At 59.1% G+C, this 21359-nt stretch carries 17 protein-coding genes and 2 pseudogenes; 13 read left to right on the forward strand and 6 right to left on the reverse strand.

Translation table 11 applies throughout. From position 1 onward, the window contains the following. Nucleotides 1-5 precede the first annotated feature (5 nt). The 6 genes from LQ231_RS23140 (at nucleotide 6) to LQ231_RS23165 (ending at nucleotide 6413) form a co-directional block, all read left to right on the forward strand. Nucleotides 6-1022 carry an ABC transporter substrate-binding protein gene (locus LQ231_RS23140; RefSeq protein WP_230174257.1) on the forward strand — a complete coding sequence of 339 codons (1017 nt, stop codon included), beginning with the start codon at nucleotides 6-8 and terminating at the stop codon, nucleotides 1020-1022. After that, nucleotides 1019-1828, forward strand: coding sequence for an ABC transporter ATP-binding protein (locus tag LQ231_RS23145; RefSeq protein WP_230174258.1), 810 nt, complete (start codon nucleotides 1019-1021; stop codon nucleotides 1826-1828). Before LQ231_RS23140 ends, LQ231_RS23145 begins: the two co-directional genes overlap by 4 nt. Next, nucleotides 1825-2682, forward strand: coding sequence for an ABC transporter permease (locus LQ231_RS23150; protein ID WP_230174259.1), 858 nt, complete (start codon nucleotides 1825-1827; stop codon nucleotides 2680-2682). Before LQ231_RS23145 ends, LQ231_RS23150 begins: the two co-directional genes overlap by 4 nt. Before the next feature lie 34 nt (nucleotides 2683-2716). Beyond that, complete coding sequence (locus LQ231_RS23155; protein ID WP_230174260.1) at nucleotides 2717-3883, forward strand: mandelate racemase/muconate lactonizing enzyme family protein; 1167 nt, start codon at nucleotides 2717-2719, stop codon at nucleotides 3881-3883. A 790-nt stretch (nucleotides 3884-4673) separates the two neighbouring features. Then, the gene (locus tag LQ231_RS23160) at nucleotides 4674-5708 is read left to right on the forward strand and encodes a four-carbon acid sugar kinase family protein (protein WP_230174261.1); all 1035 of its coding nucleotides are present in this window, start codon (nucleotides 4674-4676) and stop codon (nucleotides 5706-5708) included. Nucleotides 5709-5711: 3 nt separating this feature from the next. Further along, nucleotides 5712-6413 (forward strand): FadR/GntR family transcriptional regulator, encoded by a 702-nt coding sequence (locus LQ231_RS23165; protein ID WP_230174262.1) that lies wholly within the window; start codon nucleotides 5712-5714, stop codon nucleotides 6411-6413. 76 nt (nucleotides 6414-6489) lie between these two features. Here the strand turns inward: LQ231_RS23165 and LQ231_RS23170 are convergent, their stop codons facing one another. The 3 genes from LQ231_RS23170 to LQ231_RS23180 are packed head-to-tail and all read right to left on the reverse strand — an operon-like array spanning nucleotide 6490 to nucleotide 9762. After that, nucleotides 6490-7608 carry an iron-containing alcohol dehydrogenase gene (locus tag LQ231_RS23170; protein WP_230174263.1) on the reverse strand — a complete coding sequence of 373 codons (1119 nt, stop codon included), beginning with the start codon at nucleotides 7606-7608 and terminating at the stop codon, nucleotides 6490-6492. A gap of 4 nt (nucleotides 7609-7612) precedes the next feature. After that, nucleotides 7613-8569 (reverse strand): 4-hydroxythreonine-4-phosphate dehydrogenase PdxA, encoded by a 957-nt coding sequence (gene pdxA, locus LQ231_RS23175; protein ID WP_230174264.1) that lies wholly within the window; start codon nucleotides 8567-8569, stop codon nucleotides 7613-7615. After that, the gene (locus LQ231_RS23180) at nucleotides 8566-9762 is read right to left on the reverse strand and encodes an exo-alpha-sialidase (RefSeq protein ID WP_230174265.1); all 1197 of its coding nucleotides are present in this window, start codon (nucleotides 9760-9762) and stop codon (nucleotides 8566-8568) included. Before LQ231_RS23180 ends, pdxA begins: the two co-directional genes overlap by 4 nt. 360 nt (nucleotides 9763-10122) lie before the next feature. Between LQ231_RS23180 and LQ231_RS23185 the strand changes: the two genes are divergently transcribed. The 5 genes from LQ231_RS23185 to LQ231_RS23205 all read left to right on the forward strand — a co-directional run bounded on the left by LQ231_RS23185 (nucleotide 10123) and on the right by LQ231_RS23205 (nucleotide 16066). After that, nucleotides 10123-11622 (forward strand): ABC transporter substrate-binding protein, encoded by a 1500-nt coding sequence (locus tag LQ231_RS23185; protein ID WP_230174266.1) that lies wholly within the window; start codon nucleotides 10123-10125, stop codon nucleotides 11620-11622. An 81-nt stretch (nucleotides 11623-11703) separates the two neighbouring features. Next, nucleotides 11704-12618: an ABC transporter permease gene (locus LQ231_RS23190; RefSeq protein ID WP_230174267.1), complete on the forward strand. Its 915-nt coding sequence runs from the start codon at nucleotides 11704-11706 to the stop codon at nucleotides 12616-12618. A gap of 10 nt (nucleotides 12619-12628) precedes the next feature. Further along, nucleotides 12629-13546, forward strand: a complete 918-nt coding sequence (locus LQ231_RS23195; RefSeq protein WP_230174268.1) for an ABC transporter permease — start codon at nucleotides 12629-12631, stop codon at nucleotides 13544-13546. Further along, a complete protein-coding gene (locus LQ231_RS23200; RefSeq protein ID WP_230174270.1) occupies nucleotides 13539-15185 on the forward strand; it encodes an ABC transporter ATP-binding protein in 1647 nt (548 codons plus the stop codon). Before LQ231_RS23195 ends, LQ231_RS23200 begins: the two co-directional genes overlap by 8 nt. Next, nucleotides 15185-16066, forward strand: a complete 882-nt coding sequence (locus LQ231_RS23205) for a dihydrodipicolinate synthase family protein (protein ID WP_230174271.1) — start codon at nucleotides 15185-15187, stop codon at nucleotides 16064-16066. Before LQ231_RS23200 ends, LQ231_RS23205 begins: the two co-directional genes overlap by 1 nt. Nucleotides 16067-16147: 81 nt before the next feature. Here the strand turns inward: LQ231_RS23205 and LQ231_RS23210 are convergent. Further along, a pseudogene (locus tag LQ231_RS23210) lies at nucleotides 16148-16567 on the reverse strand (TetR/AcrR family transcriptional regulator); the annotation flags it as partial. Between the two features lie 91 nt (nucleotides 16568-16658). Beyond that, nucleotides 16659-16891: pseudogene (locus LQ231_RS23215) on the reverse strand (hypothetical protein); the annotation flags it as partial. Between the two features lie 501 nt (nucleotides 16892-17392). Between LQ231_RS23215 and LQ231_RS23220 the strand changes: the two are divergent. Both LQ231_RS23220 and LQ231_RS23225 read left to right on the forward strand, forming a co-directional pair. Then, entirely contained in the window at nucleotides 17393-18307 is a 915-nt protein-coding gene (locus LQ231_RS23220; RefSeq protein ID WP_230174272.1) for an NAD(P)/FAD-dependent oxidoreductase, read from the forward strand. Nucleotides 18308-18720: 413 nt separating this feature from the next. Next, nucleotides 18721-19230: a response regulator gene (locus tag LQ231_RS23225; protein ID WP_230174273.1), complete on the forward strand. Its 510-nt coding sequence runs from the start codon at nucleotides 18721-18723 to the stop codon at nucleotides 19228-19230. A 213-nt stretch (nucleotides 19231-19443) separates the two neighbouring features. On the opposite strand, the gene LQ231_RS23230 is transcribed toward LQ231_RS23225, so the two are convergent. Beyond that, nucleotides 19444-21099, reverse strand: a complete 1656-nt coding sequence (locus tag LQ231_RS23230; protein WP_230174274.1) for a sensor histidine kinase — start codon at nucleotides 21097-21099, stop codon at nucleotides 19444-19446. Nucleotides 21100-21359 lie beyond the last annotated feature (260 nt).

Genomic DNA, 21359 nt, shown 5'->3' on the forward strand with positions numbered 1-21359 from the left:
ATAATATGCACGCTTTGAAATTTGTAAAATGCCTATTGGCTGCATCCATCATCGGTTTGTCCAGCACGGCGTCGGCCAGCGCTCAGGCGGCCAAGGATGTGACCTTCGTTATTGCCAATCCCTCGGCCATCAACATCATTCCGGTCGCAGTTGCCATGGGAGAGGGCTATTTCGCCGAACAGGGTCTGAACGTGAAGGTCGAGGCTCTCAACGGCTCGGGTGCGGTACTTCAGGCGCTGACCGCAGGTCAGGGCCAGATCGGCAACCCGGCTGCCGGTCCGTTCCTCGGTGCACGTGCACGCGGCATCGACATCACCTTCATCTATCGCCTCAATCCGAATAGTTCGCTGAGCATGGTCGTTAAGGAGGAAACGACCGTGCAGAAGCCTGAGGAACTGAAGGGCAAGGTTATCGGCATTGGCACGGCCGACGGCGCAGAGGCATCCTTTGCCCGCTCGATCCTCGGAGATCTGGGAATGGAGGAAGGCAAGGACTATTCTTTCCTCGTCGTCGGTGACGGTGGCCTCGCGACGGCCGGTTTCATGCGTGGCGATATCGATGCCTACGTCGCCGCCACCAGCGATGCTGCCATTCTCAACAGCCGGGGCCTCAAGCTTCGTAACATCACGCCAGAGAAGTTCCGGGTGTTCTTCGGTAACGGTTTTGCAGCCATGGCTGACTATATCGACAAGAATCCGGATGTGATCGAAGGCTTCGGCAAAGCTGTTGTCAAAGGTGCTCTCTTCGCCGCTGATGCCGCCAATATCGAGAAGGTCATCGATCATGCCGCAGCCGTGAATCCGCAGGAAGGCGAAGACCGTGATTTCTCCAAGGCGCTGATCGAGCAAATCGTCGTTCGCCAGACCCCGTTTGATCCGGCCAAAGGCTATGGCTATCAGGATCTCGAAGCCTGGCAGGCCTGGCAGGAGAGCCTTGTTTCGTCGGGTGAGCTCAAGGAGCCGCTGCCGGACCTCAACGCCATCTACACCAACCGTTTCGTTGAAGCCTGGAATGCGAAATGATGACGGCTCAACTCGCAAAGGAAAAGGGCGCGCTGTTGGCGCCCTCCATCTACAGTCTCCGCGGCGTCGACAAGGTCTATGCGCGCCGCAGTCTCGTCGCCCTCGAAAATATCAATCTCGATTTGCGCAAGGGCAGCTTTTACTCGGTTATCGGCTCGTCCGGTTGCGGCAAGTCCACTTTGCTCAAGATCATGGCGGGACTGACCTCGCCGACGGCGGGCAGTGTGGTCCTGGCCGGCAAACCAGTTGTCGGGCCGCGCCGGGATATCGGCATGATGTTCCAGCAAGCCACGCTCTTTCCATGGCTGACGACCATAGACAACATCTTGCTGCCGATCCGTATCCGCGACGGCAAGACGGCGGCCCGCGCCAAGGCGGGTGACGCCCAGGCGTTGCTAGATCTGGTCGGACTGAAAGGCTTCGAGAAGTCCTTTCCCTTGGAACTCTCAGGTGGCATGGCGCAGCGCGCGGCAATCTGCCGTATGTTGATCACCGAACCCGCCGTGTTGTTGCTCGACGAGCCGTTCAGCGCGCTGGACGAACTGGTACGCGATTTCATGAATATGGAACTCCAGCGTATCTGCATGGAACGCGATGCAACGGCATTCCTTGTGACGCACTCGATCGCGGAGGCAATTATCCTGTCCGACACCGTATTCGTCATGGGCACAAGGCCGGGCAGGATAATCGAGGCGGTCCATGTTGATCTGCCACGTCCCCGCACGCTCGACATGGTCACAAGCCCTGCCTTCGGGCGCTATGTGGCTCATATCCGCAATCTGCTAAGTCAAGGATCACGCTCATGAGCACGATTGATACGCACGGGTCTGGCGCTCCCGTGGAAAGTACGGTCTGGAAGGAAGAGGTTTCCCTGATCGATAGCATTCCGCGGCCTCTTGCCATCTTCGGGCTGGGCTTCATGGTCGTGTTGATCTGGCACTTCGCGACCGCCACCGGTGTCGTTTCCAACATCATCCTGCCGTCACCGCTGGAAACCTGGCACGAGATTGTCTTCGTCGGCACCAATCTCGTAACCGGTGGGTACATGCTGGCGGCCTTGTGGATCACTATGCAGGAGGTCCTGATCGGTTTCGTTTTGGCAACGCTGATCGGTATTGGCCTTGGCGTTCTGGTTGGCGAGACCCGTTTCGGAGAACGGGCCGTGATGCCCTATCTGATCGCTATCGACACCATGCCCAAGATTGCATTCGCGCCGCTCTTCGTCGCCTGGCTCGGTTTCAATATATCCTCGAAAGTCGCACTCGCGACGTTCGTTTCCGTATTCCCTATCCTTGTGGGCACGGCGGCTGGCCTCAACAGTGCCGATCGCAATGCTTTGAACCTCTTCCGCACCATGGGCGCCTCGCGCTGGCAGACGCTTTTGCATATGAAGATGCCGGCGGGTTTGCCGCATATCTTCACCGGACTAAAGATTGCTTCGCTGAGCGTGATGGCGGGGGCCATCACCGGCGAATTTCTCGGCGGCGGCAAGGGTTTCGGCGAGATGATCCGTGTGGCGGCTTCGCAGCTCCACACGCCGCGTGTCTTCGCGCTCATCCTCTACCTTAGCCTTCTCGGCCTCGCCATGTTCGGCACCGTGAGCCTCATCCAGCGAAAACTGGTATTTTGGCACAAGGACAGCCGCGATGTTGGCGAATAGCCCACACCACATTCTGACACTCTGGAGTTTTTCAATGCCCCGTATCGTGGAAATCCGGGAGGTGACGAAGCCAATTTCGTCGCCGATCCGCAACGCTTATATAGACTTCTCCAAAATGACATCGAGCCTGGTTGCAGTGATCACGGATGTGATCCGCGACGGAAAACCGATTGTCGGTTACGGGTTCAACTCCAACGGCCGCTATGGTCAGGGAGGCCTGATCCGCGAGCGATTTGCCGATCGTATTACAACTGCCGATCCGCAGACGCTGCTCGACGAGACCGGCGATAACATCTCGCCCGAGAAGGTCTGGGCGGCGATGATGACCAATGAGAAGCCGGGTGGTCACGGCGAGCGCTCGGTCGCGGTTGGGACCATAGACATGGCGGTGTGGGACGCAGTCGCAAAGATCGCCGGAAAACCGCTTTTCCGCCTGCTGGCGGAGCGTGCGGGCCGCGAGGCCAATCCCAAAGTGTTCGTCTATGCAGCCGGGGGCTACTATTATCCCGGAAAGGAAAATTCGGCCCTACAACAGGAAATGCGTTGCTATCTCAACCGCGGCTACAACGTGGTGAAGATGAAGATTGGCGGGGCCTCTGTGGACGACGACGCCCGACGCATCGAAGCTGTGCTGGAAGAGATCGGCTCCGAAGCGCAGCTCGCCGTGGATGCCAATGGCCGTTTCGATCTGGAGACGGCGATCGCATATGCCAAGATGCTGCGCCAGTTCCCGCTGTTCTGGTACGAGGAGGCCGGCGATCCACTCGATTATCAGCTCCAGGCGGCACTTGCCGAGTTTTATCCGGGTGCCATGGCGACGGGCGAAAACCTCTTCAGCATGCCGGACGCGCGCAATCTCATCCGCCACGGCGGCATGCGGCCTGATCGCGATTGGCTGCAGTTCGACTGCGCTCTCTCCTACGGACTTGTCGAATATCTTCGCACGCTCCAAATGCTCAATGACCACGGTTGGCAGCCCTCGCGCTGCATTCCTCATGGGGGCCATCAAATGTCGCTCAACATCGCAGCCGGCCTCGGGCTCGGTGGCAACGAAAGCTATCCAGACCTGTTCCAGCCCTATGGCGGCTTTCCCGACGGGGTTGCGGTGGAGGACGGCCACATCGTGATGCCTGACATTGCTGGCATTGGCTTCGAGGGTAAATCCGACCTTATTCGCGAGATGCGTGCATTGTCCGCGTAGGACGAAGTCGTGCAGCCCCCCGTAAGCTATGGGAGGCTGCCTTTACTATGGTGGCATGTTTCAGCAGACAGTCGCTCCGCTTCCATTTTTTGCTGCGCCGATAGCAAAGAGCCGATTTTGGAGGCCTTCGGGCTCCTGGCCTTGAGCACTGATTTCGAGCGATCCGGCAAACGCCGAAGCGCTACACCCGGCCGACCCCTTGATTGCCGGTTTTTCTCAAGCGATCTGACGAATTAGCTCGGTCTACTGTATCAGTGAAGCCAAGGGCACGACCTAGGAAGACAAATACCGACCGGAATGTGATCACAAGGTCAAGGGTGCGCTTCTCTCAAGGCCGAACCCTTGGCTTGGCCGGCAAACGCCTGATCCAGACTTTGATTGTGTACCGTGTTTCGGAAATAAACGAATTATTGTCGACCCATTACTCCGTAGGAGCGCCACTACGACGGAGGCCCTCCGTGGAGAAAAAAAGCTAAAGGTTGCAGACCCGCAGCATCTCCCAGAACAGTCGTGGGTGTCGCAGATCGGGGAACGCCAAAACCGTCCGAGCCATGAGCTACAGCGGAAATGGTGGCCCTGCAACGCAAGGCCGAATATCTTGTTCTATGCGACGTGCTTGCAGAGCGTAAGACGCTGGATAATACGCAGCGCCGAACGCGCACACGCCGATAAGCTCCGGACTCCAATTGCCGACCATCGTTTGCCCTGATATTTGTAATGCCATGTCAAACTTCATTGACTTTTCAATGGAGAAGGCGGAAATTAAGATTACAACAATTTGGGACTAGCGATGCTGGCGATTCTTGCCGACGATCTGACGGGTGCGTTGGATAGTGGCGCCCCGTTCGCGGGGCGGGGGATGCATGTGGAAGTGGCTCTGGCAACGGGGGCCATTAGCAGTGCACTTCGCGAGGCTCCGGACGTACTTTCGATCAATCTAGGCTCACGCGAGATTGGCGCTCTGGCCGCGCAGCGGCAAGTCGAGAGGGCACTTGCTGCACTGCCAGCAGGAGTACGGCTCTTCAAAAAGGTCGACTCGCGTCTCAAGGGGCATATTGCGGCCGAGCTCGATGCAATGTCCTTTCGATCAGCTCTGGCGGCGCCAGCGATTCCTGCATTTGGGCGCGTCGTGAAAGATAGCTGTGTGACGGGTTTTGGGGTGGACACGCCGATTTCCATTGCAGAAAAGCTCGGACACCACGCTGCTTTTACTAACATTCCCGATATGTCCAATCAGAGCGAGATGCATACGTGGCTTGATCATTCGGAGAGCTCTGGTGACGATCTTCTGATCGGAGCGCGGGGCTTGGCCGAAGCGCTTGCGGAAAGACTCAGCGGCAAGGCGGCAGCGCAGACTGCCGAGATACCCAGAGGTAGGGCGCTTTTTGTCATTGGATCCCGCGATCCAATTACCCTTGCCCAGATCGAGGCGCTTTGCGAGACTGTTGAGCTTCACTACCTGCCCGCGTCCAACGGTCGCCTTACCGGGAGAAGTGATCGGTCCGATGGCAGTGTGATCACCCTTGTGCAGGCCGTGCCGGGAGAGGACGCCGTAAACGCTCATGATGTTTCGCGTAATCTCGCCGAAAGTGTGTATCCAGATTTAACCGCCAACGCCTCGACAATACTTCTTTCGGGCGGGGCGACGGCGGAGGGCGTGCTTGAAAGGATGGGTATTACGCGCTTTCGTTTGCTGGGGGAATGTATGCCCGGTCTGGGTTTGGCTCACGCCCATGGACATTGCATTATTGCAAAATCCGGGGGATTTGGGCATCCGAATACATTGAAAGAGATCGCGAGCATACTGCTTCGCAATATGGGATGACAGATGGGATTGGAGAGCGGAGCAACACGCAGGAGCCTCGGCGATCTTGTATTCGAACGCATGCACCGGGCAATCAAGTCCGGCGCGTACCAGCCCGACGAACGTCTGCCGACAGAACACGATCTCGCAATTGAGTTCGAGGTGTCCCGCCCCATCATCCGAGAAGCCCTTAGACGTCTTCGCGAACAGGGATTCATCTATTCGCGCCGCGGGGCGGGCAGTTTCGTGCGCGCCGTCGGAATGCGCCAGCCGCTGGGCTTCGGCCAGCTGGAAAATGTCGCCGATCTTCTCAACTGCTACGAATTCCGCCTGACGGTCGAGCCCGCGGCGGCAGCCGCAGCGGCGGAGCGTCACGACGCGGGTACGCTTTCGGCCATTCGCCAGGCACTTGAACTCATGCGCGACGCCACCAACCGGCAATCTCACCGTGAGGATGCGGACTTCCAGTTCCATCTCGCCATCGCGCGGGCGGCGCAAAACAGCTATTTCTTCACCGCCATGGAAGCGCTGAAGGACCACATCGCCGTAGGCATGCGCTTCCACGGCGCCTCCGTCAAACGGGAGACTGCCGGCCTGACGCGGGTCTTCGGCGAGCATGAGGCAATCGCTGAAGCCATCGCCATTCGTGACGGGTACAAGGCAAGGCAACTGATGCTCGACCATCTTACGGGGTCACGCGAACGCCTCTTCCAGGCAACCAAATAAACGCAAAATCCCGGCAGAGCCGGGATTTTTGGTTCGTGGCGATGTTTGCCGGAAGGTTTGGGAAAGGCGATAAGTTTCAGGCGGCGGCCCGGTAGATCGCCAGTACATCCTCGACACTCATGTCGATGGGATTGTTGTCCATCAGGCGACGGTTGGCATGGGCCTCGCTTGCGTAAAGCGGCAAGTCGTCGGGCTTGGCACCATGGGCGCGTAGCGACATTTCGATGCCGAGATCACGGCAGAAGCCGTGCGCGGAATTGAAGAGGTTTTCAGCGGAAAGGCCTTCGCCGAGGCCAAGTGCGCTGGCGACCTCGGCCGTCTTGGCTGCCGCCACCGGCTGGTTGAAGGCCAGGACGTGAGGGAAGATGATGGCGTTGGCAAGCCCGTGCGGCAGGTGGAGCCGCGTGCCGAGCGGATAGGCGATGGCATGGCCGGCGGCGGTGTTGACCGGACCGAGGCAGATACCGCCATAATAGGAGGCGAGCATCAGTCCTTCGCGGGCTTCGGTATCAGCGCCATCTCGCACCGCGCGGGCGAGATATTTTCCGACCAGCCGGAAGCCCATGCGGGCAAAGTCGTCGATCATCGGATGGGCACGGCGATTGGTGAAGGCCTCGACGCAGTGCGCCATGGCATCGACGCCGGTCGCGGCCGTCACCGCCGACGGCACGGAATAGGTCAGTTCGGGATCAAGAACCGCGAAATCGGCGATCATATGAGGGCTTTCGACCGCGACCTTGTTGCCCTTGACTGGATCGGTAATGAGGGCGCGGATGCCGGCTTCGGAGCCGGTGCCCGCAGTCGTGGCGACCTGAACGAGGCGCGAACGGCGGCCGGCGACCCGGTTCGGGCCGGCGACGTCGGAAAGGGTCTGTTCGCCGTCCCAGAGCGCGGCGACGAGCTTTGCGACATCGAGCACCGAGCCACCGCCGAGGCCGACGATGAGATCTGGCCTGCACTGACGGGCAGCGGCAAGGGCCGCATCCAGAGTTGCGGTATCCGGCTCTCCGGGGATCGCGTCGAACAGCGTGATGCGACCGGAAAGCTTCAGCCGGTCGGCAAAACCCGCGGTGATCGGCGTGGCGATGACCAGCACAGAAGCGGTATTGGCCGCCCAGAGGCCGACCTCGGCGATCGTACCGGCGCCGACGGCGAGCCGGCGGGGCTGGTGGAGCGTGATGGAAGCGATGGTCATGGCGTCATCCTCGCTTGGCGGCGCCCGACACCAGCTTGCGGGCGTAGGCGATGGCGGAATTCATGTTGCCGTGATCGGCGATACCCTTGCCGGCGATGTCGAAGGCGGTGCCATGGTCGACCGAGGTGCGGTCGATCGGCAGGTCCACAGAGACGTTGACGGCGGTGTCAAAGGCTACGAGCTTGATCGGGATGTGTCCCTGATCGTGATATTGCGCCACGACGAGATCAAAGACGCCGGAATAGGCGCGGTAAAACACGGTATCGGCCGAGATAGGGCCATAGGCGTCGATGCCTTCGGCGCGGGCGGCGGCGACGGCGGGTGCGATCTGGTCGTCATCCTCGGTCCCGAAAAGGCCGTTTTCGCCGCAATGGGGATTGATCCCGGCGACCGCGATCTTCGGGGCGGCATAGCCGGTGCGCTTTAAATGGTCGTTACCGGCGCGGATCGTTGCCAGAACCCGTTCGGTCGTCGCCCGCCGGATTGCCTCCTGCAGCGAGACATGGGTCGAAACGTGAATGACCTTGAGGCGCTCGGAGGCGAGCAGCATATAGGCGGCGTTCGAGCCGGTGAGGCTGCGCAGCATGCCAGTGTGGCCGTCATAATGATGTCCGGCAAGGTTCAGAGCTTCCTTGTTGATCGGTGCGGTGACGATGCAGCCGATCACGCCAGCCTCGGCATCGCGCACCGCTTTCTCGATGAAGCGGAACGCGGCATCGCCGGCGACGGAGCTGAGTGTGCCGAAGGGCAGGGGCGCACCCTCAATCGGCAGGTCTACCACGAAGGGGGCGAGGTCGATATCGATGCCGAGGGTGGCGCGTGCCGCTTCCAGCGTGACAAGGTTCCCATAGATGCGGATTGCCGATTGCTCTTCCGGCGTCATGCCGCAAAGCGCGCGCACCGAAATCTCGGGGCCGACGCCGCAAGGGTCGCCCATGGTTATGCCAATGATTTTGCTCATGAAAGCCTCCGTGCGTCTGTGCTGTCCCAGCCGGGAGCCAGACGGACATATTTGATTGCGCGCCGGTGATAGGTGTAGGCGAGGTGCAAGGTGCCGTCTGCCTCGGCCAGCAGCCAGGGATAAGACATCTCCTTGTTTCGCCCATCGGTCGAATCGTTGGAAAGGCAGGTACCGGGCCCGTCCTCGATCAGAAGACGGGTTGCAAAGGTCTTTCCGCCATCGTCGGATAAGCAGACGGCGAGTGGCGCGCGCGGCACGCCCCAGACGGGAACGCAGCCGCCGGCGGGATCGGCGTCGGGACGATCGTCGTTCTCGCCCAGTTCGTCATAGAGCGACGCACGGCGCTCGCTCGACTGGGCAGCGTTCACCGGATTGCAGATCATCGCCACGCGGCCGTCCCCAAGCCTGATTGCGGCAATCGACGAGTTGTTGTTCGGCACGTCCGTCGCTTCCGGCGCCGACCACGAACGGCCACCGTCGCAGCTTTCCGTGCGGTAGACGAAATCGGCCTGGCGGCGGCGGAAGAAGGCGGCGATCTGCTGTCCCTCCAATGCGACCGGCGACATATGCACGCAACCGAGGGAGTGGGCGAGGTCGTCGAGCTGCCAGGTCTCGCCGCCATCGCGTGAAACGCCGACAGCGGCAGTGTCGTGACTGCCGTTCCATTTCTGTCCGGGCCGCTGGGTGCAGCGGAAGATCGGCAGGAGCCATGCTCCGTCGTCTCGCACCACAAGCGGCGCCCGAACGAAGCAGCCGGGCGGCAGGTTCAGATAACGGCCTTCCGCTGATGTTAGCGCAGTCGGATCGGACGGGCTGCGGGAAACCTGCGTCATGCGGATACGGCATTCGTCCTGATTGCCCGAGGGCTGGGATGTATGGAAGAGCCACAGCCCGCCATCCGGCGCGGTGAAGAATACCGGGTTCTGCTCGGAATGTGCGGGGTCGAAGCTCAGGCGCTGCGGATCGCCCCAACGTGTTGCTCCCATTGGCAGCACGCAGGCGTAGATCGAGATATCCGATTTGCCTTCAAGTGTGCCGCCGAACCATGCGCAGACGAGCGCGCCGTCGGACAGGGCGTGCAGGAAAGCTGCATGATTCTGAATCATCGGTGACGGCAGCATTGCTTCCATGCGCCCTGGCAGTGTGCTTTCAAGCCCGCCATTCATGTGGCGCGCGATTTCTTTGGGATCCATGTGCTCCTCCTGCATGCCGCAAACATCGCTGAATTTACAAAGTTGTCAAGTTTTAGAATGTCTTTTTTTTAAAAAGTTTAGCAGTGTCGTAGTGGTAAGTATATGAAAAAACAGGTTACTTTGTTTGATTGAAATAGGAATTGACTTTACAGGGCAAATTAATTTGACAAACTCTAACGAAAATACGATGGTCAGGACAACCCGGACGGAGGACGCCGGAGAGGAGAAATTGCATGCCGGCGGCCGGTCGCCTTCGCCACGCGTGGCGGTGGCCGGCCCATCTGTTGCGCGGCGGTGATCTCCGCGCGATCTGGAAAAGTAACATCAGCCTGAACACGATTTCACTAGGGAGGAAAGACCGTGAAGAGAATGTTTGTTTTGGGTGCCCTCATGCTGGGCTCCGCCTTATCGCCGGCCTATGCCGGATCGGGACCGATTAAGATTGTCCTTCCAGAAGAGGCCGACCTGCTCGAGCCTTGCATGGCAACGCGCTCCAACATCGGCCGCGTCATCATGCAAAATGTCAGTGAAACGCTGACGGAGCTCGATGTGCGTGGCGGTACTGGCGTACAGCCGCGCCTCGCCGAAAAGTGGGAGCAGAATGCAGACGGCAGCTGGCGCTTCCACCTGCGTCAGGGCGTAAAGTTCTCCGACGGAACTGGTTTTGACGCGAAGGATGTCAAGCACAGCTTCGACCGCATCATGAGCGACAAGATCACCTGCGAGTCCCGTCGCTATTTCGGCGGCATGACTGTCACGCCGACGGTCATCGATGACAACACCATCGATTTCAAGGCTGATCCGGTCCAGCCGATCCTGCCGCTGCTTCTTTCGCTGGTCACCATCGTGCCCGAAGAGACGCCGCTGGAGTTCATCCGAGAGCCGGTTGGTACCGGGCCGTACAAGCTCACCAACTGGACGCCTGGCCAGCAGATCGTCCTTACGAGCCGCGACGATTACTGGGGTCAGAAGCCTGACGTAACGGAAGCTACCTATCTGTTCCGCGCCGATCCCGCTGTCCGCGCCGCCATGGTCCAGGCCGGGGAAGCCGACCTTTCACCGTCGATTTCACAGAATGAGGCCACCAATGCGGCAACTGATTTCTCATATCTCGACAGCGAAACCGTCTATCTGCGCATCGATCACAACATCGAGCCTCTGAACGACGTCCGCATCCGTCGAGCATTGAACCTTGCTGTTGATCGGCAGGCCTTCCTTGGTACGCTGCTGCCAGACAGCGCACTGCTCGCCACAGCTATCGTACCGCCTCCGACGCTTGGCTGGAACCCAGACGTCAAGGTGCCGGCATATGATCCCGAAGCCGCCAAGAAGCTGATCGAGGAGGCCAAGGCGGATGGCGTCAAAACCGATACGCCAATCACCATCATTGCTCGTTCGGCCAATTTCCCGAACGTGACCGAAATCATGGAAGCGATCCAGCAACAACTGCAGGAAGTCGGCCTCAAGGTCGAACTGAAGTTCGTTGAAGTCGCCGAACACGAGCAATATTATTCGAAGCCCTTCGCCGAAGGTCGCGGTCCCCAGATTGTCGCCGCCATGCACGACAACTCGAAAGGCGATCCGTCGTTCTCGATGTTCTTCAAGTATGCGACCGAGGGTACGCAGTCCGGATTCTCAGACCCGAAGGTCGACGACCTGATCAAGCGTGCGTCCGCAGCCGTCGGCGACGAGCGTGCAAAGCTCTGGTCGGAACTGATCGCCTATGTGCATGATGATGTGGTTGCCGATGTGCTTCTCTTCCACATGGTTGGTTTCTCGCGTGTTTCCGAGCGTTTGGACTTCAAGCCGACGATGGCGACAAACTCTATGCTCCAGCTCTCCGAGATCAAGATCAAGTAATCGTCGGGCGGTATACCCGCCTGTTCCAAGGCAAGTGATGCGGCGGGATCATCCCGCCGCACAGTTTTCTCCGAGGACGCCATGCTAAGTTTCATCCGAAAACGCGCCGTGGCCAGTTTGATCTCGCTGATCGGACTAGTGGTCATGGTCTTCTTCCTCTCTCGCCTGACCGGTGACCCGGCGGCCTTGTTCCTGCCGGTCGAAGCGTCCGAGGAGATGAAGAACCAGTTCCGGGAACTGCATGGCCTGAACGATCCCCTGTTGGTGCAGTTCGGGCGGTATGTCGGCGATATCGTGACCGGGGATCTTGGGGAATCCCTGCGCAAGGCGCGGCCGGCGCTGAATGTAGTCCTTGAAGCCTTCGTCTGGACGCTCTGGCTCGCGGTCATCACTATGAGCCTCGTGACGGTTGCAGCGATTGTCGTCGGCTCCCTCGGCGCTTTCCGTGCCGGAGGTTTCTTCGACCGTTTTTCCTCAATCGTGTCCTTGATCGGGGCGTCGGTTCCCGACTTCTGGCTGGCGATCGTCGCCATCGTTGTCTTCGCCGTGAACCTCGCCTGGCTGCCGACATCGGGTACAGGCACGATCTGGCACTGGATCCTGCCGATTGGGGTGCTCTTCGTCCGGCCGTTCGGCATCATCGTGCAGGTGGTGCGCGGCTCGATGATCACAGCGCTCTCCTCTGCCTATGTGAAGACGGCACGGGCCAAGGGCGTCAAATCGACCCCCATCATCTTTGTGCATGCTCTGCGCAACGCCATGCTGCCAGTCATCACCGTTATCGGCGACCAGGCGGCCAGCCTCCTGAACGGCGCCGTCATTATCGAGACGATCTTCGGCTTTCCGGGGGTGGGCAAGCTGATGATCGATTCCATCCTGCAGCGAGACTTCAACGTGGTGCTGGCCGCGATCCTCGTGACAGCTCTGGCGATCTTCCTGATGAACCTGCTGATCGATCTCGCCTATGCGCTGCTTGATCCCCGAATCCGGCATTGAGGAGAGCGTGATGTCCATGGAAGCCAATGCCATCAGCGGCGAGCCGCCCTTCTATAAGCGCATGTTCCGCATGCTGCTCGCCGACAAGTTCGCGCTCTGTGCGGCGATCTTTCTTCTGTTCGTTCTCGTGATGGCCGTGATCGGTCCGAGCTGGCTCGGGGATCTTGCCACCAAGCAGAACCTGCGCGGCCGCAACACGGCTCCCTTCGACTTCGAGAAGGCCTGGGTATGGTGGATGGGGGCCGATGCGCTCGGCCGGCCGCTGCTTGCCCGCATTATCGTCGCCACGCAGAACACCATTGTGGTCGCGGCCGGCGCCGTGCTGATCTCGTCCGTGGCCGGAACGATTCTCGGCCTGATCGCCGGCTTCTCGTCACCGCGCGTGAACCAGGTGATCATGCGGCTGGCCGACGTGATCATGTCCTTCCCGTCGCTGCTGATTGCCGTCATCGTGCTCTATATCCTGGGTTCCTCCATCCTCAACCTGATGATGGTGCTCGCCATCACCCGCATTCCGGTCTATCTGCGCACGACACGGGCCGAAGTACTCGAAATTCGAGAGCGTATGTTTGTCCAGGCGGCTCGCGTCATGGGTGCTTCCAGCAAGCGTATCCTGTTCCGGCATATCCTGCCGGTGGTTTTCCCGACCCTCACTACTCTCGCCACCCTCGATTTCGCCTATGTGATGCTCGCGGAAAGCGCACTCTCATTCCTCGGCATCGGTATCCAGCCGCCAGAAATCACCTGGGGCCTGATGATCAGCCAGGGGCGGCAGTATCTGACCAATGCCTGGTGGCTGTCCTTTTGGCCGGGGCTGGCGATCATCCTGACAACGATGTCGCTGAACCTCCTGTCGAACTGGATGCGGATCGCGCTCGATCCGGTGCAGCGCTGGCGCCTGGAAATGAAAGGGGCCAAGAATGGCTGACCATCTGCTCGAGGTCCGGAACCTCTCGGTCGAATTCCATACGGTGGGCGGCATCGTGAAGGCCGTTTGCGACATATCCTATCATCTCGACCGTGGCGAAACGCTCGCCATCCTCGGCGAAAGCGGATCGGGGAAGTCGGTCTCGTCGTCGGCGATCATGAATCTCATCGACATGCCACCGGGGCGCATCAGTTCCGGAGAGATCCTGCTTGACGGCGTCGACCTCCTTAGGATGCCGCTGTCCAAACGGCGCGAAATCAATGGTCGCCGAATTGCGATGATTTTTCAGGATCCACTCAGCCACCTCAATCCGGTCTATACCGTGGGCTGGCAGATCCGCGAGGCACTGACCACGCATGGCACGGATGCTGCCAAGGCCCAGGCCGAAGCGCTCAGGCTTCTCGGTCGGGTCGGTATTCCTGACCCCGTCCATGCCCTGAACAAGTATCCGCATGAGTTCTCCGGTGGCCAGCGCCAGCGGGTGATGATCGCGATGGCCTTGGCACTGCGTCCCGATCTCCTGATTGCGGACGAGCCGACGACCGCGCTCGATGTCACCGTTCAGGCCGAGGTTCTAGCTTTGCTCAAGGAATTGCAACGCGAGACTGGCATGGCGGTTCTTATCATCACGCACGATCTCGGCGTCGTCGCCGAGATTGCGGATCGTGTCGTGGTGATGGAAAAGGGCGTTCTGGTAGAGACAGGTACGGTGCGGGAGGTCTACAAGAACCCGCAGCATCCATACACGAGGAAGCTGATTGCGGCTGCGCCCGGCAAGGGTGAGATGCACGAACCGCGGAAGGGTGCCGAGCCCGTCCTGAGCGTGCGCGACGTGCGCAAGAGCTACGGCGCGTTCGCGGCCCTCAAGGGCGTATCCTTCGACCTTCTGGCCGGTGAGACGCTCGCGGTGGTGGGAGAGAGCGGCTCTGGAAAATCGACACTCGCCCGTATCCTGTTGCGCCTCGACGAGCCGGATTCCGGCTCGGCCCTGTGGAAGGGCAGGGATCTCTTCACCCTGTCTCCGGCGGAACTCTACAAGCTGCGCCGCGATCTTCAGATGGTCTTTCAGGACCCGACGCAGTCGCTCAATCCGCGCATGACCGTCTACCAGCTCATCTCAGAGGCCTGGATCATCCACCCCGACATCCTGCCCAAGGCAAGGTGGCGCGCGCATGTGGCCGAACTGCTCGCCCAGGTGGGCCTCGGGCCGGAACACATGGCGCGCTATCCGCACCAGTTTTCCGGTGGACAGCGCCAGCGCATCGCAATTGCCCGAGCGCTCGCGCTCGAGCCGCAGCTGATCATCTGCGATGAAGCTGTTTCGGCGCTGGACGTCTCGGTCCAGGCACAGGTCATCGCGCTTCTCGACAAGCTGCGCAAGGAGATGGGGATTGCCTTCATCTTCATCGCCCACGACCTGCCGGTGGTGCGCGATTTTGCTGACCATGTCATGGTCATGCAGAACGGCAATGTCGTGGAAGCTGGCACTGTCCGTCAGGTGTTTGACGCGCCGCAGCAGAATTACACCCAGGCCCTTCTCGCTGCAGGGCTCAATCCCGACCCCGACGTGCAGGCCGCCCACCGGGCCGCCCGCCTTCAGCAGGCGTCCGATGCCGCCACATCCAAAGGAATATCTTAATGTCAAAACAAGCCTTCGTGGCCCTCGTGACCTGCTTCAACGAGGACGAAACCGTCAACTACCAGGCGACCCGTGCGCAGGTTCGCCGTCAGGTCGGGGCCGGCAACAACATCATGTGCGCCGGCACCAACGGCGATTTTACCGCGCTCACCTTCGAGGAAAAGGTGCGCCTGACCGAAGAAGTAGCCGAAGAAATAGCTGGCCGCGTCAAGTTGATCGTCAATGCCGGCATGCCGGCAACCTTCGAAACAGTGAAGCTTGCACGTGAATTCGACCGGATCGGCGTCGATGGCATCGCGGTCATTACGCCCTTCTTCATCGCCTGCACACAGGACGGCCTTATCCGCCATTTCTCGACCGTCGCCGATGCGGTTTCGACACCCGTCTATCTCTATGACATTCCGGCGCGCACGCAAAACCATATCGAGCCCGATACGGCGCGCACGCTTGCCAGTCACGGCAACATCGCTGGCATCAAGGATTCTGGCGGCTCCCAGAAAACGCTGGAGGAATATCTCGCCGTCGCCAAGGATATGGATGGTTTCGAGGTCTATTCAGGCCCTGACCATCTGGTCCTGTGGGCCTTGCAAAACGGGGCGGCAGGCTGCATTTCCGGTCTCGGCAACGCTATGCCGCAGGTGCTGGCGCGCATCCTCAACTACGTCAATACCGGCGATATCTCAGAGGCGGAGCGCCAGCAGGCCATTTTTGCTGCTTTCCGCACCGATCTCTATGCGCTGGGATTTCCACCGGCTCTGGTCAAGCGCGCGCTTTATCTGCAAGACGCGTCGGTCGGTGCCAGCCGACAGCCGGCCCTCCTTCCCGATGCGGCGCAGGATGCGAAGATCGCGGACATCCTACGGCGCTACCAGCTCCTCTAGGATGGCTAGGGCCGACTGGCTGCGCTCCGGACCGGTTGATTCTTAGGGTACTCTGAACGCGCACTTTCCAATCCCCGCGACCTATCCGCCTCGGGTATCGATCCATGCGCGCGTCTGCTCAAGAACCTCCTCTGACAGTTCAGGATCGTTGACCGCTCAGGCTAGGATGACTGCCCCTACCATAGCAACCCAGCTCCCGATCGCTGCGCGGCGGTTGTCGGCTGAACCCCGATCCGGCAGCGCCTGCTGAATACGGGCGATTTGGGCGTGCAGACCTTCGGTCATGGCAGCTTTCGCGGCCGGCGTCTGGTGACGTATTGCAGCAGCCAGACCCGCCGTCGGGCATCCATTGCCGGGATTATCCCGGTGACGAGGCGCCAGATGGGAACGAACGAAATCGCTGAAATCGCCGTTTCCGGTACTATCTGCTGCAAGCGCGTGCGCCAGCGTATGCGCCACCAGATCATCCTTTAAGTTGAAGTGTCCGCAAAAGCCGCCATGGTGGCGATCCTCTATCGCGAGCCGGAGCTGCTGTCTCACGCGACTGCTCCACGGTTCCGCAACCGGCCGTATCAACGTGGCAAACTATTTCCTCGTCAGACATGCATTTGAGGATTTCGTCGGTACTATTGCTATACTCCGCCAATGGGTTGTCTGCCTCCTAGATCACATGATCGGCTCGAACGGAACGCGGTGGACGCGCATCACCCGCTGGATCTGCTTTGGCCGGTTGGTGGCGTGCCTGTGAAACGCATTGCAGCCTCCGTTCCGGTCGCGGGTGGCCAGGTCAATTTCATTCAGAGTGACCAGCCCTTCGATCGGTCTGTAAAAATGCCCGAATGTCCTGGCTCAACGGGGAAGTCGCATATCGAAAATGAGCTGAATGTGACCGGTCAGCATCGATTGCACACTCTCCATGACTGCGCTTTCCGCGACCCCGTCTCCAAATCGCCGGTCGATGGTCGAACATCATCATCGCGTGATGATTCGCCTTGCCGTGATGCCATGTTGCTCGCCAAGATTTTGTGATCTTCCAATGGTCTCCTTGTCTTGGGTGCGGGGTACCCTGAACGCAGCTTTGTCAGAAGCATTATGCGGAGCGCGGTCTGGGCGAAGCTCGCGAAGGTGATGCGATATCTTTCGAAGATATCCAATGTGTCCTCGGACCGGATATGCATCCGGGCCTCAGGTGTCTGCCTGCAGCGTAAGCTGTGACGGGCGTGAAATTCGATTTTCTTTCATCTGAGGGCGCTCGGGAACCAAAGGTACGTGTTCATTGTTCCCACCGCCTGCGCGGATGGATGCGGTTAGGCATTGGGTAAGGGCATGGACTGTGAAAAACGAGACTGCATTATCGTGGGAGGTGGGCCTGCCGGATTAACGGCTGCCATCTATATGGCCCGCTATCATCTCTCTGTGACGGTTTTCGACGACGGAACCAGCAGGGCAGCCAGCATCCCGGTTTCGCATAACCACGCGGGTTTTCCCGAAGGCATCAACGGCGCTGTGCTGCTCTCCCGGATGCGCGCTCAGGCCAGGAAGTACGGTGCAGAGATTAGGAATCTCCGTGTGGCGGCGATGAGCAGACGGGGAGCGGAGTTCGTTATTTCGTTCGACGGAGGCGCACTGTCAGCACGGACCGTTCTCATCGCTACAGGCGTGGTCAATCGAAGACCGTCGATGCCAAGGGACAAGCACGACGAGGGAGTAAGGCGAGGGCTGATCCGCTACTGTCCGGTCTGCGATGGCTTCGAAGTCACCGATAAACGCTTGGCGATCGTCGGGCAGGGTTCGAATGCGTTCAGGGAAGCTGTGTTTCTGAGGAGCTACAGCCGGAGCATAACGTTGCTGTCGCCTACAGGCGAGCATCGACTCGCGCCCCGCGAAGTCGCTCGTCTGCAGCAACTGGGGATCGCGGTCCAGCGCGGTCCAATCGAAATCAATGTAGAACGAGACGCGATTGTGATCCGCGCAGGCGCGGGCGACCATCACTTTGACTGCATCTATCCGGCGTTGGGATCGGACGTGCGATCTGAGCTGGCCCTAAGCGTCGGAGCGGTTGCGACGGACGAAGGATGCATCCGCATCGACAGTCACCAGCGCACTAATGTGCAGGGACTATATGCCGCTGGAGACGTCGTGATTGGCTTGGATCAGATTAGCCATGCGATGGGGCAGGCCGGGGTCGCGGCAACGACAATCAGGAATGATCTCTCCGAGCTATCAGTGCTTTTACGCTGAGCGCAGGCGGCACCGATTAGATGCACAGATCCACCGGGTCTGGATTGTGACATGCCTAGCTTTGCTCTGCAAAAAGGTCACGGGCAGCTCTCCTCAGCAGGGGATGTCGCCAAGGGGGAGGTCCGCAGCCGCCCGCCCGCCAAGTTTTAACGAAACTACCTAGATTTCAAGCCCAAAAAATCGGGGGCAAAGTCTAAGCAACACTCAGTTGGCTTTCCGATGCCGAGGCTGCTTTCCTGGACGAATAGCTGCCCGGCGTAAAGCGGTGGCGCCTACGATTCGGAAAAAGAGTGGTTGTTGCCATTCAACCTTCGGAACCTCCTCGAAATGAGACCGTTGATCTTAGCGGGTCCGAGATACCCCCTTCCATAGCCTGTCACTGTCATTGCCTTGAACGCAGAGAGGCTTAGTCAATGGATATCGAAAAATACAACTGGATAAGTACCCGTGCTCATAAAATCTGGCTGGAGCAAGGGCAACCCGGCGGCAATGATCGCGATCATTGGTATCAAGCTGTAACCGAGTACGATGCTCAACATCGCACGGAGCAATCGCGCTTTCAAAGCGGGTCGCAGGTTAGCTCTGTGCTTGTCGTGGACGACGAGCCGCTAATTCGTTTTGCGACGATGGACGCGCTGGAGGATGCTGGGTTTACGGTATATGAAGCGGGAAATGCTGGCGAAGCGCTGTTGCAGTTCAGATCACATTCAATCGACGCTGTTTTTACAGACATCAACATGCCCGGGCCGATGGATGGTTTAGGGCTGGTGAAGCTTGTGCGTGCGAATTACCCCAATGTCCGCATCCTAGTCACGTCGGGACACGTAAGTTTGGGCGGATTTGATCTTGCCGGTGGGGTGGCCTTTATTCCAAAGCCCTATGATCTGGAGACTGTGACCAGGTTGCTCAGGCCTCCCTTCTAATCCTCGAAGCACGGATCCCAGCGACAAGAGCACTTGCGAAGATGAGAAGTATGACCGCGCAATGTGATTGCGCGATCCGTGGCGTCAAGGTGGGGGGATGATCCATCCCGACGCGACGCCGTAGGCTGCACTGACAGCCGGCCGAGATGTTCGTTTCTCAGCCCATGTAGAAAGGGAGCAACGATCTGAAACGAGGCTCATTCCTTCTCAAGTTCAAGCTATCGCTTTTGTACTTCCAACTGCGCCTACGCGGAAAGAGAGACGGAACTTTAAGCCATCCGGCGCGAAGTCGCTTTTCGTTTCGGGCTCCATGCTCATTGGGAAAGCGCTCGAGATCAGCTTGGATCCAAAGCCTTCGCCGTTGGGCGAAACAACATAGGGTCCGTCAAACTCACGCCAGCTAAAGTAAACTCGTCCTTCGCGCTCTTCCCATTCGATCTTTACGCGCCCTATGGGATCGCTGAGTGCGCCATATTTTACGGCATTCGTCGCTAACTCGTGAACGATCATGGAAAGTGCATTTACGGCCTCGGCTTCAAGCAGGCACGTCGGCCCGTAAATCGAGATCCCGGTACCGATGCTCCCGCACACGGGCAGGAGAGCGCGTTCCACCACTTTTGCGAGTTCTGCGGCGCTCGCGTCGTCTGACATGAGCATGTCGTAGGCAGCACCAAGCGCGCGCACCCGGTTTGCAAACACGGCGTTTTGCTCTGGAAGGTTCTTATAGGTTTGTCGAGCGATCGCTTGGACTATCGCGAGTGTGTTTTTGACCCGATGGGAGAGCTCCTTCGCCATGAGCTTTCTTTTTTCCTCCGCGCGGGCGCTTTCGCAGCGTCGTATCTCAAGTTCATCAAGCAGGCCGTCGACAGACGCACCCACTTGTCCCAACTCACCGTACTGCCCTCGCATCTGCGTTCGTGCCAGTCTGTCTCCGTTTCGCCAACGATCAAGGACATTCACGATTTGATTGATCGGATCAAGGATGAAGCGATCACCTACGAAGATAGCCGCTGCAAGTGCGAGGACGGTTCCGATTGCGGTCAGCAATAGTCCGGTGAGCGTGGCACGATTGATAGGAGCGAAGGCGACATCTAGGGACAATCCGGCGCTGACATAGAGTGGGTTCTTGGCCGAAACCGGGATGTATCCCATGACGCGTTTCGTTCCGTCCTGGCTGAGCACCTCCGTCGTACCTGGCGCTTTAGCCGTGATCAAATGCCGATAGTCATTCGGTATCGTTGTGCCGACAAATCTAGCCGGATTGGGGTCACGGGCTAAAATGACACCTTTCCGATCGGCGATCGTCATGGCACCGCCCGGCGCCAAACCACGCGCCTGTATCTGATCTTGAAGCCACTCCAGTCTCACGCCCGTCGCCAGAACACCGACTGTCTCTCCCCCTTGTATGAGAGCGATCGCCATCGGCAGAATAGGTGCGTTCGAGACGCGTGCTACCGTGTATTCGCCGACAACCAAGTCATCCGTCTTTAGAGCTTGCTGAACGTAGTCCCTGTCAATGAAACTCATGCCGGGTTGCCATCCCATGCTGTCACACACAAGCTTTCCGTGGATATCCATCACGATAATATTGCGGATTGGCGCAAGCTTGCTTGCGACCGATTTGAGCAGAAGGTTGCAGGCTGCGGGACTTTTTTCGGAAACTGCGGGTATTGCAGATGTTGCGATCAGAACACCTTTGATCCCGTCAAGAACGCTCTCAACGTCCGAAGCGCTCTGCCTGGCCATCTGGGCAGCATGACGATGGACTTCTACATTGCGTTCGGAACGAGCCGCGAATTCGTTGTAGGCGAGCATACCAATAGTGGGGGAAAGGGCGGTTAAAGCCACGGCAAAAAGTCGCTTTCGCACGCGCGCCTCCCCTCCTTATCACGACGAACTCAGGCGTTGTTTATCTATCACGAATTCGTTCAGTTTTCCATATCCGGGCTATCAGCCAGAGTTCCAAACTTCTGTTAGCGTTTCTCGGCGCCACTCCTTTTCTTGCAAATCAACCGGTACCCAGCATGGGAACCCACGAGGTGAAGCGGTGACCAGGCGGCAGCCCTCACTAGGGTGGTTGGTGCGGCTCCTTGGCGAGGTGGTGTTCATCGCTCCATGTGAGACGTTTG

Origin of the sequence: Rhizobium sp. CECT 9324 (genome assembly GCF_918741265.1) — a bacterium.
Taxonomy (GTDB): Bacteria; Pseudomonadota; Alphaproteobacteria; order Rhizobiales; family Rhizobiaceae; genus Allorhizobium.

What these genes read in the sequence shown, in the direction of transcription:
- LQ231_RS23140 (WP_230174257.1), top strand. Translation starts at nt 6, where the DNA reads ATGCACGCTTTGAAATTTGTAAAATGCCTATTGGCTGCATCCATCATC.
- LQ231_RS23145 (WP_230174258.1), top strand. Translation starts at nt 1,019, where the DNA reads ATGATGACGGCTCAACTCGCAAAGGAAAAGGGCGCGCTGTTGGCGCCC.
- LQ231_RS23150 (WP_230174259.1), top strand. Translation starts at nt 1,825, where the DNA reads ATGAGCACGATTGATACGCACGGGTCTGGCGCTCCCGTGGAAAGTACG.
- LQ231_RS23155 (WP_230174260.1), top strand. Translation starts at nt 2,717, where the DNA reads ATGCCCCGTATCGTGGAAATCCGGGAGGTGACGAAGCCAATTTCGTCG.
- LQ231_RS23160 (WP_230174261.1), top strand. Translation starts at nt 4,674, where the DNA reads ATGCTGGCGATTCTTGCCGACGATCTGACGGGTGCGTTGGATAGTGGC.
- LQ231_RS23165 (WP_230174262.1), top strand. Translation starts at nt 5,712, where the DNA reads ATGGGATTGGAGAGCGGAGCAACACGCAGGAGCCTCGGCGATCTTGTA.
- LQ231_RS23170 (WP_230174263.1), bottom strand. Translation starts at nt 7,608, where the DNA reads ATGACCATCGCTTCCATCACGCTCCACCAGCCCCGCCGGCTCGCCGTC.
- pdxA (WP_230174264.1), bottom strand. Translation starts at nt 8,569, where the DNA reads ATGAGCAAAATCATTGGCATAACCATGGGCGACCCTTGCGGCGTCGGC.
- LQ231_RS23180 (WP_230174265.1), bottom strand. Translation starts at nt 9,762, where the DNA reads ATGGATCCCAAAGAAATCGCGCGCCACATGAATGGCGGGCTTGAAAGC.
- LQ231_RS23190 (WP_230174267.1), top strand. Translation starts at nt 11,704, where the DNA reads ATGCTAAGTTTCATCCGAAAACGCGCCGTGGCCAGTTTGATCTCGCTG.
- LQ231_RS23195 (WP_230174268.1), top strand. Translation starts at nt 12,629, where the DNA reads ATGTCCATGGAAGCCAATGCCATCAGCGGCGAGCCGCCCTTCTATAAG.
- LQ231_RS23200 (WP_230174270.1), top strand. Translation starts at nt 13,539, where the DNA reads ATGGCTGACCATCTGCTCGAGGTCCGGAACCTCTCGGTCGAATTCCAT.
- LQ231_RS23205 (WP_230174271.1), top strand. Translation starts at nt 15,185, where the DNA reads ATGTCAAAACAAGCCTTCGTGGCCCTCGTGACCTGCTTCAACGAGGAC.
- LQ231_RS23220 (WP_230174272.1), top strand. Translation starts at nt 17,393, where the DNA reads ATGGACTGTGAAAAACGAGACTGCATTATCGTGGGAGGTGGGCCTGCC.
- LQ231_RS23225 (WP_230174273.1), top strand. Translation starts at nt 18,721, where the DNA reads ATGGATATCGAAAAATACAACTGGATAAGTACCCGTGCTCATAAAATC.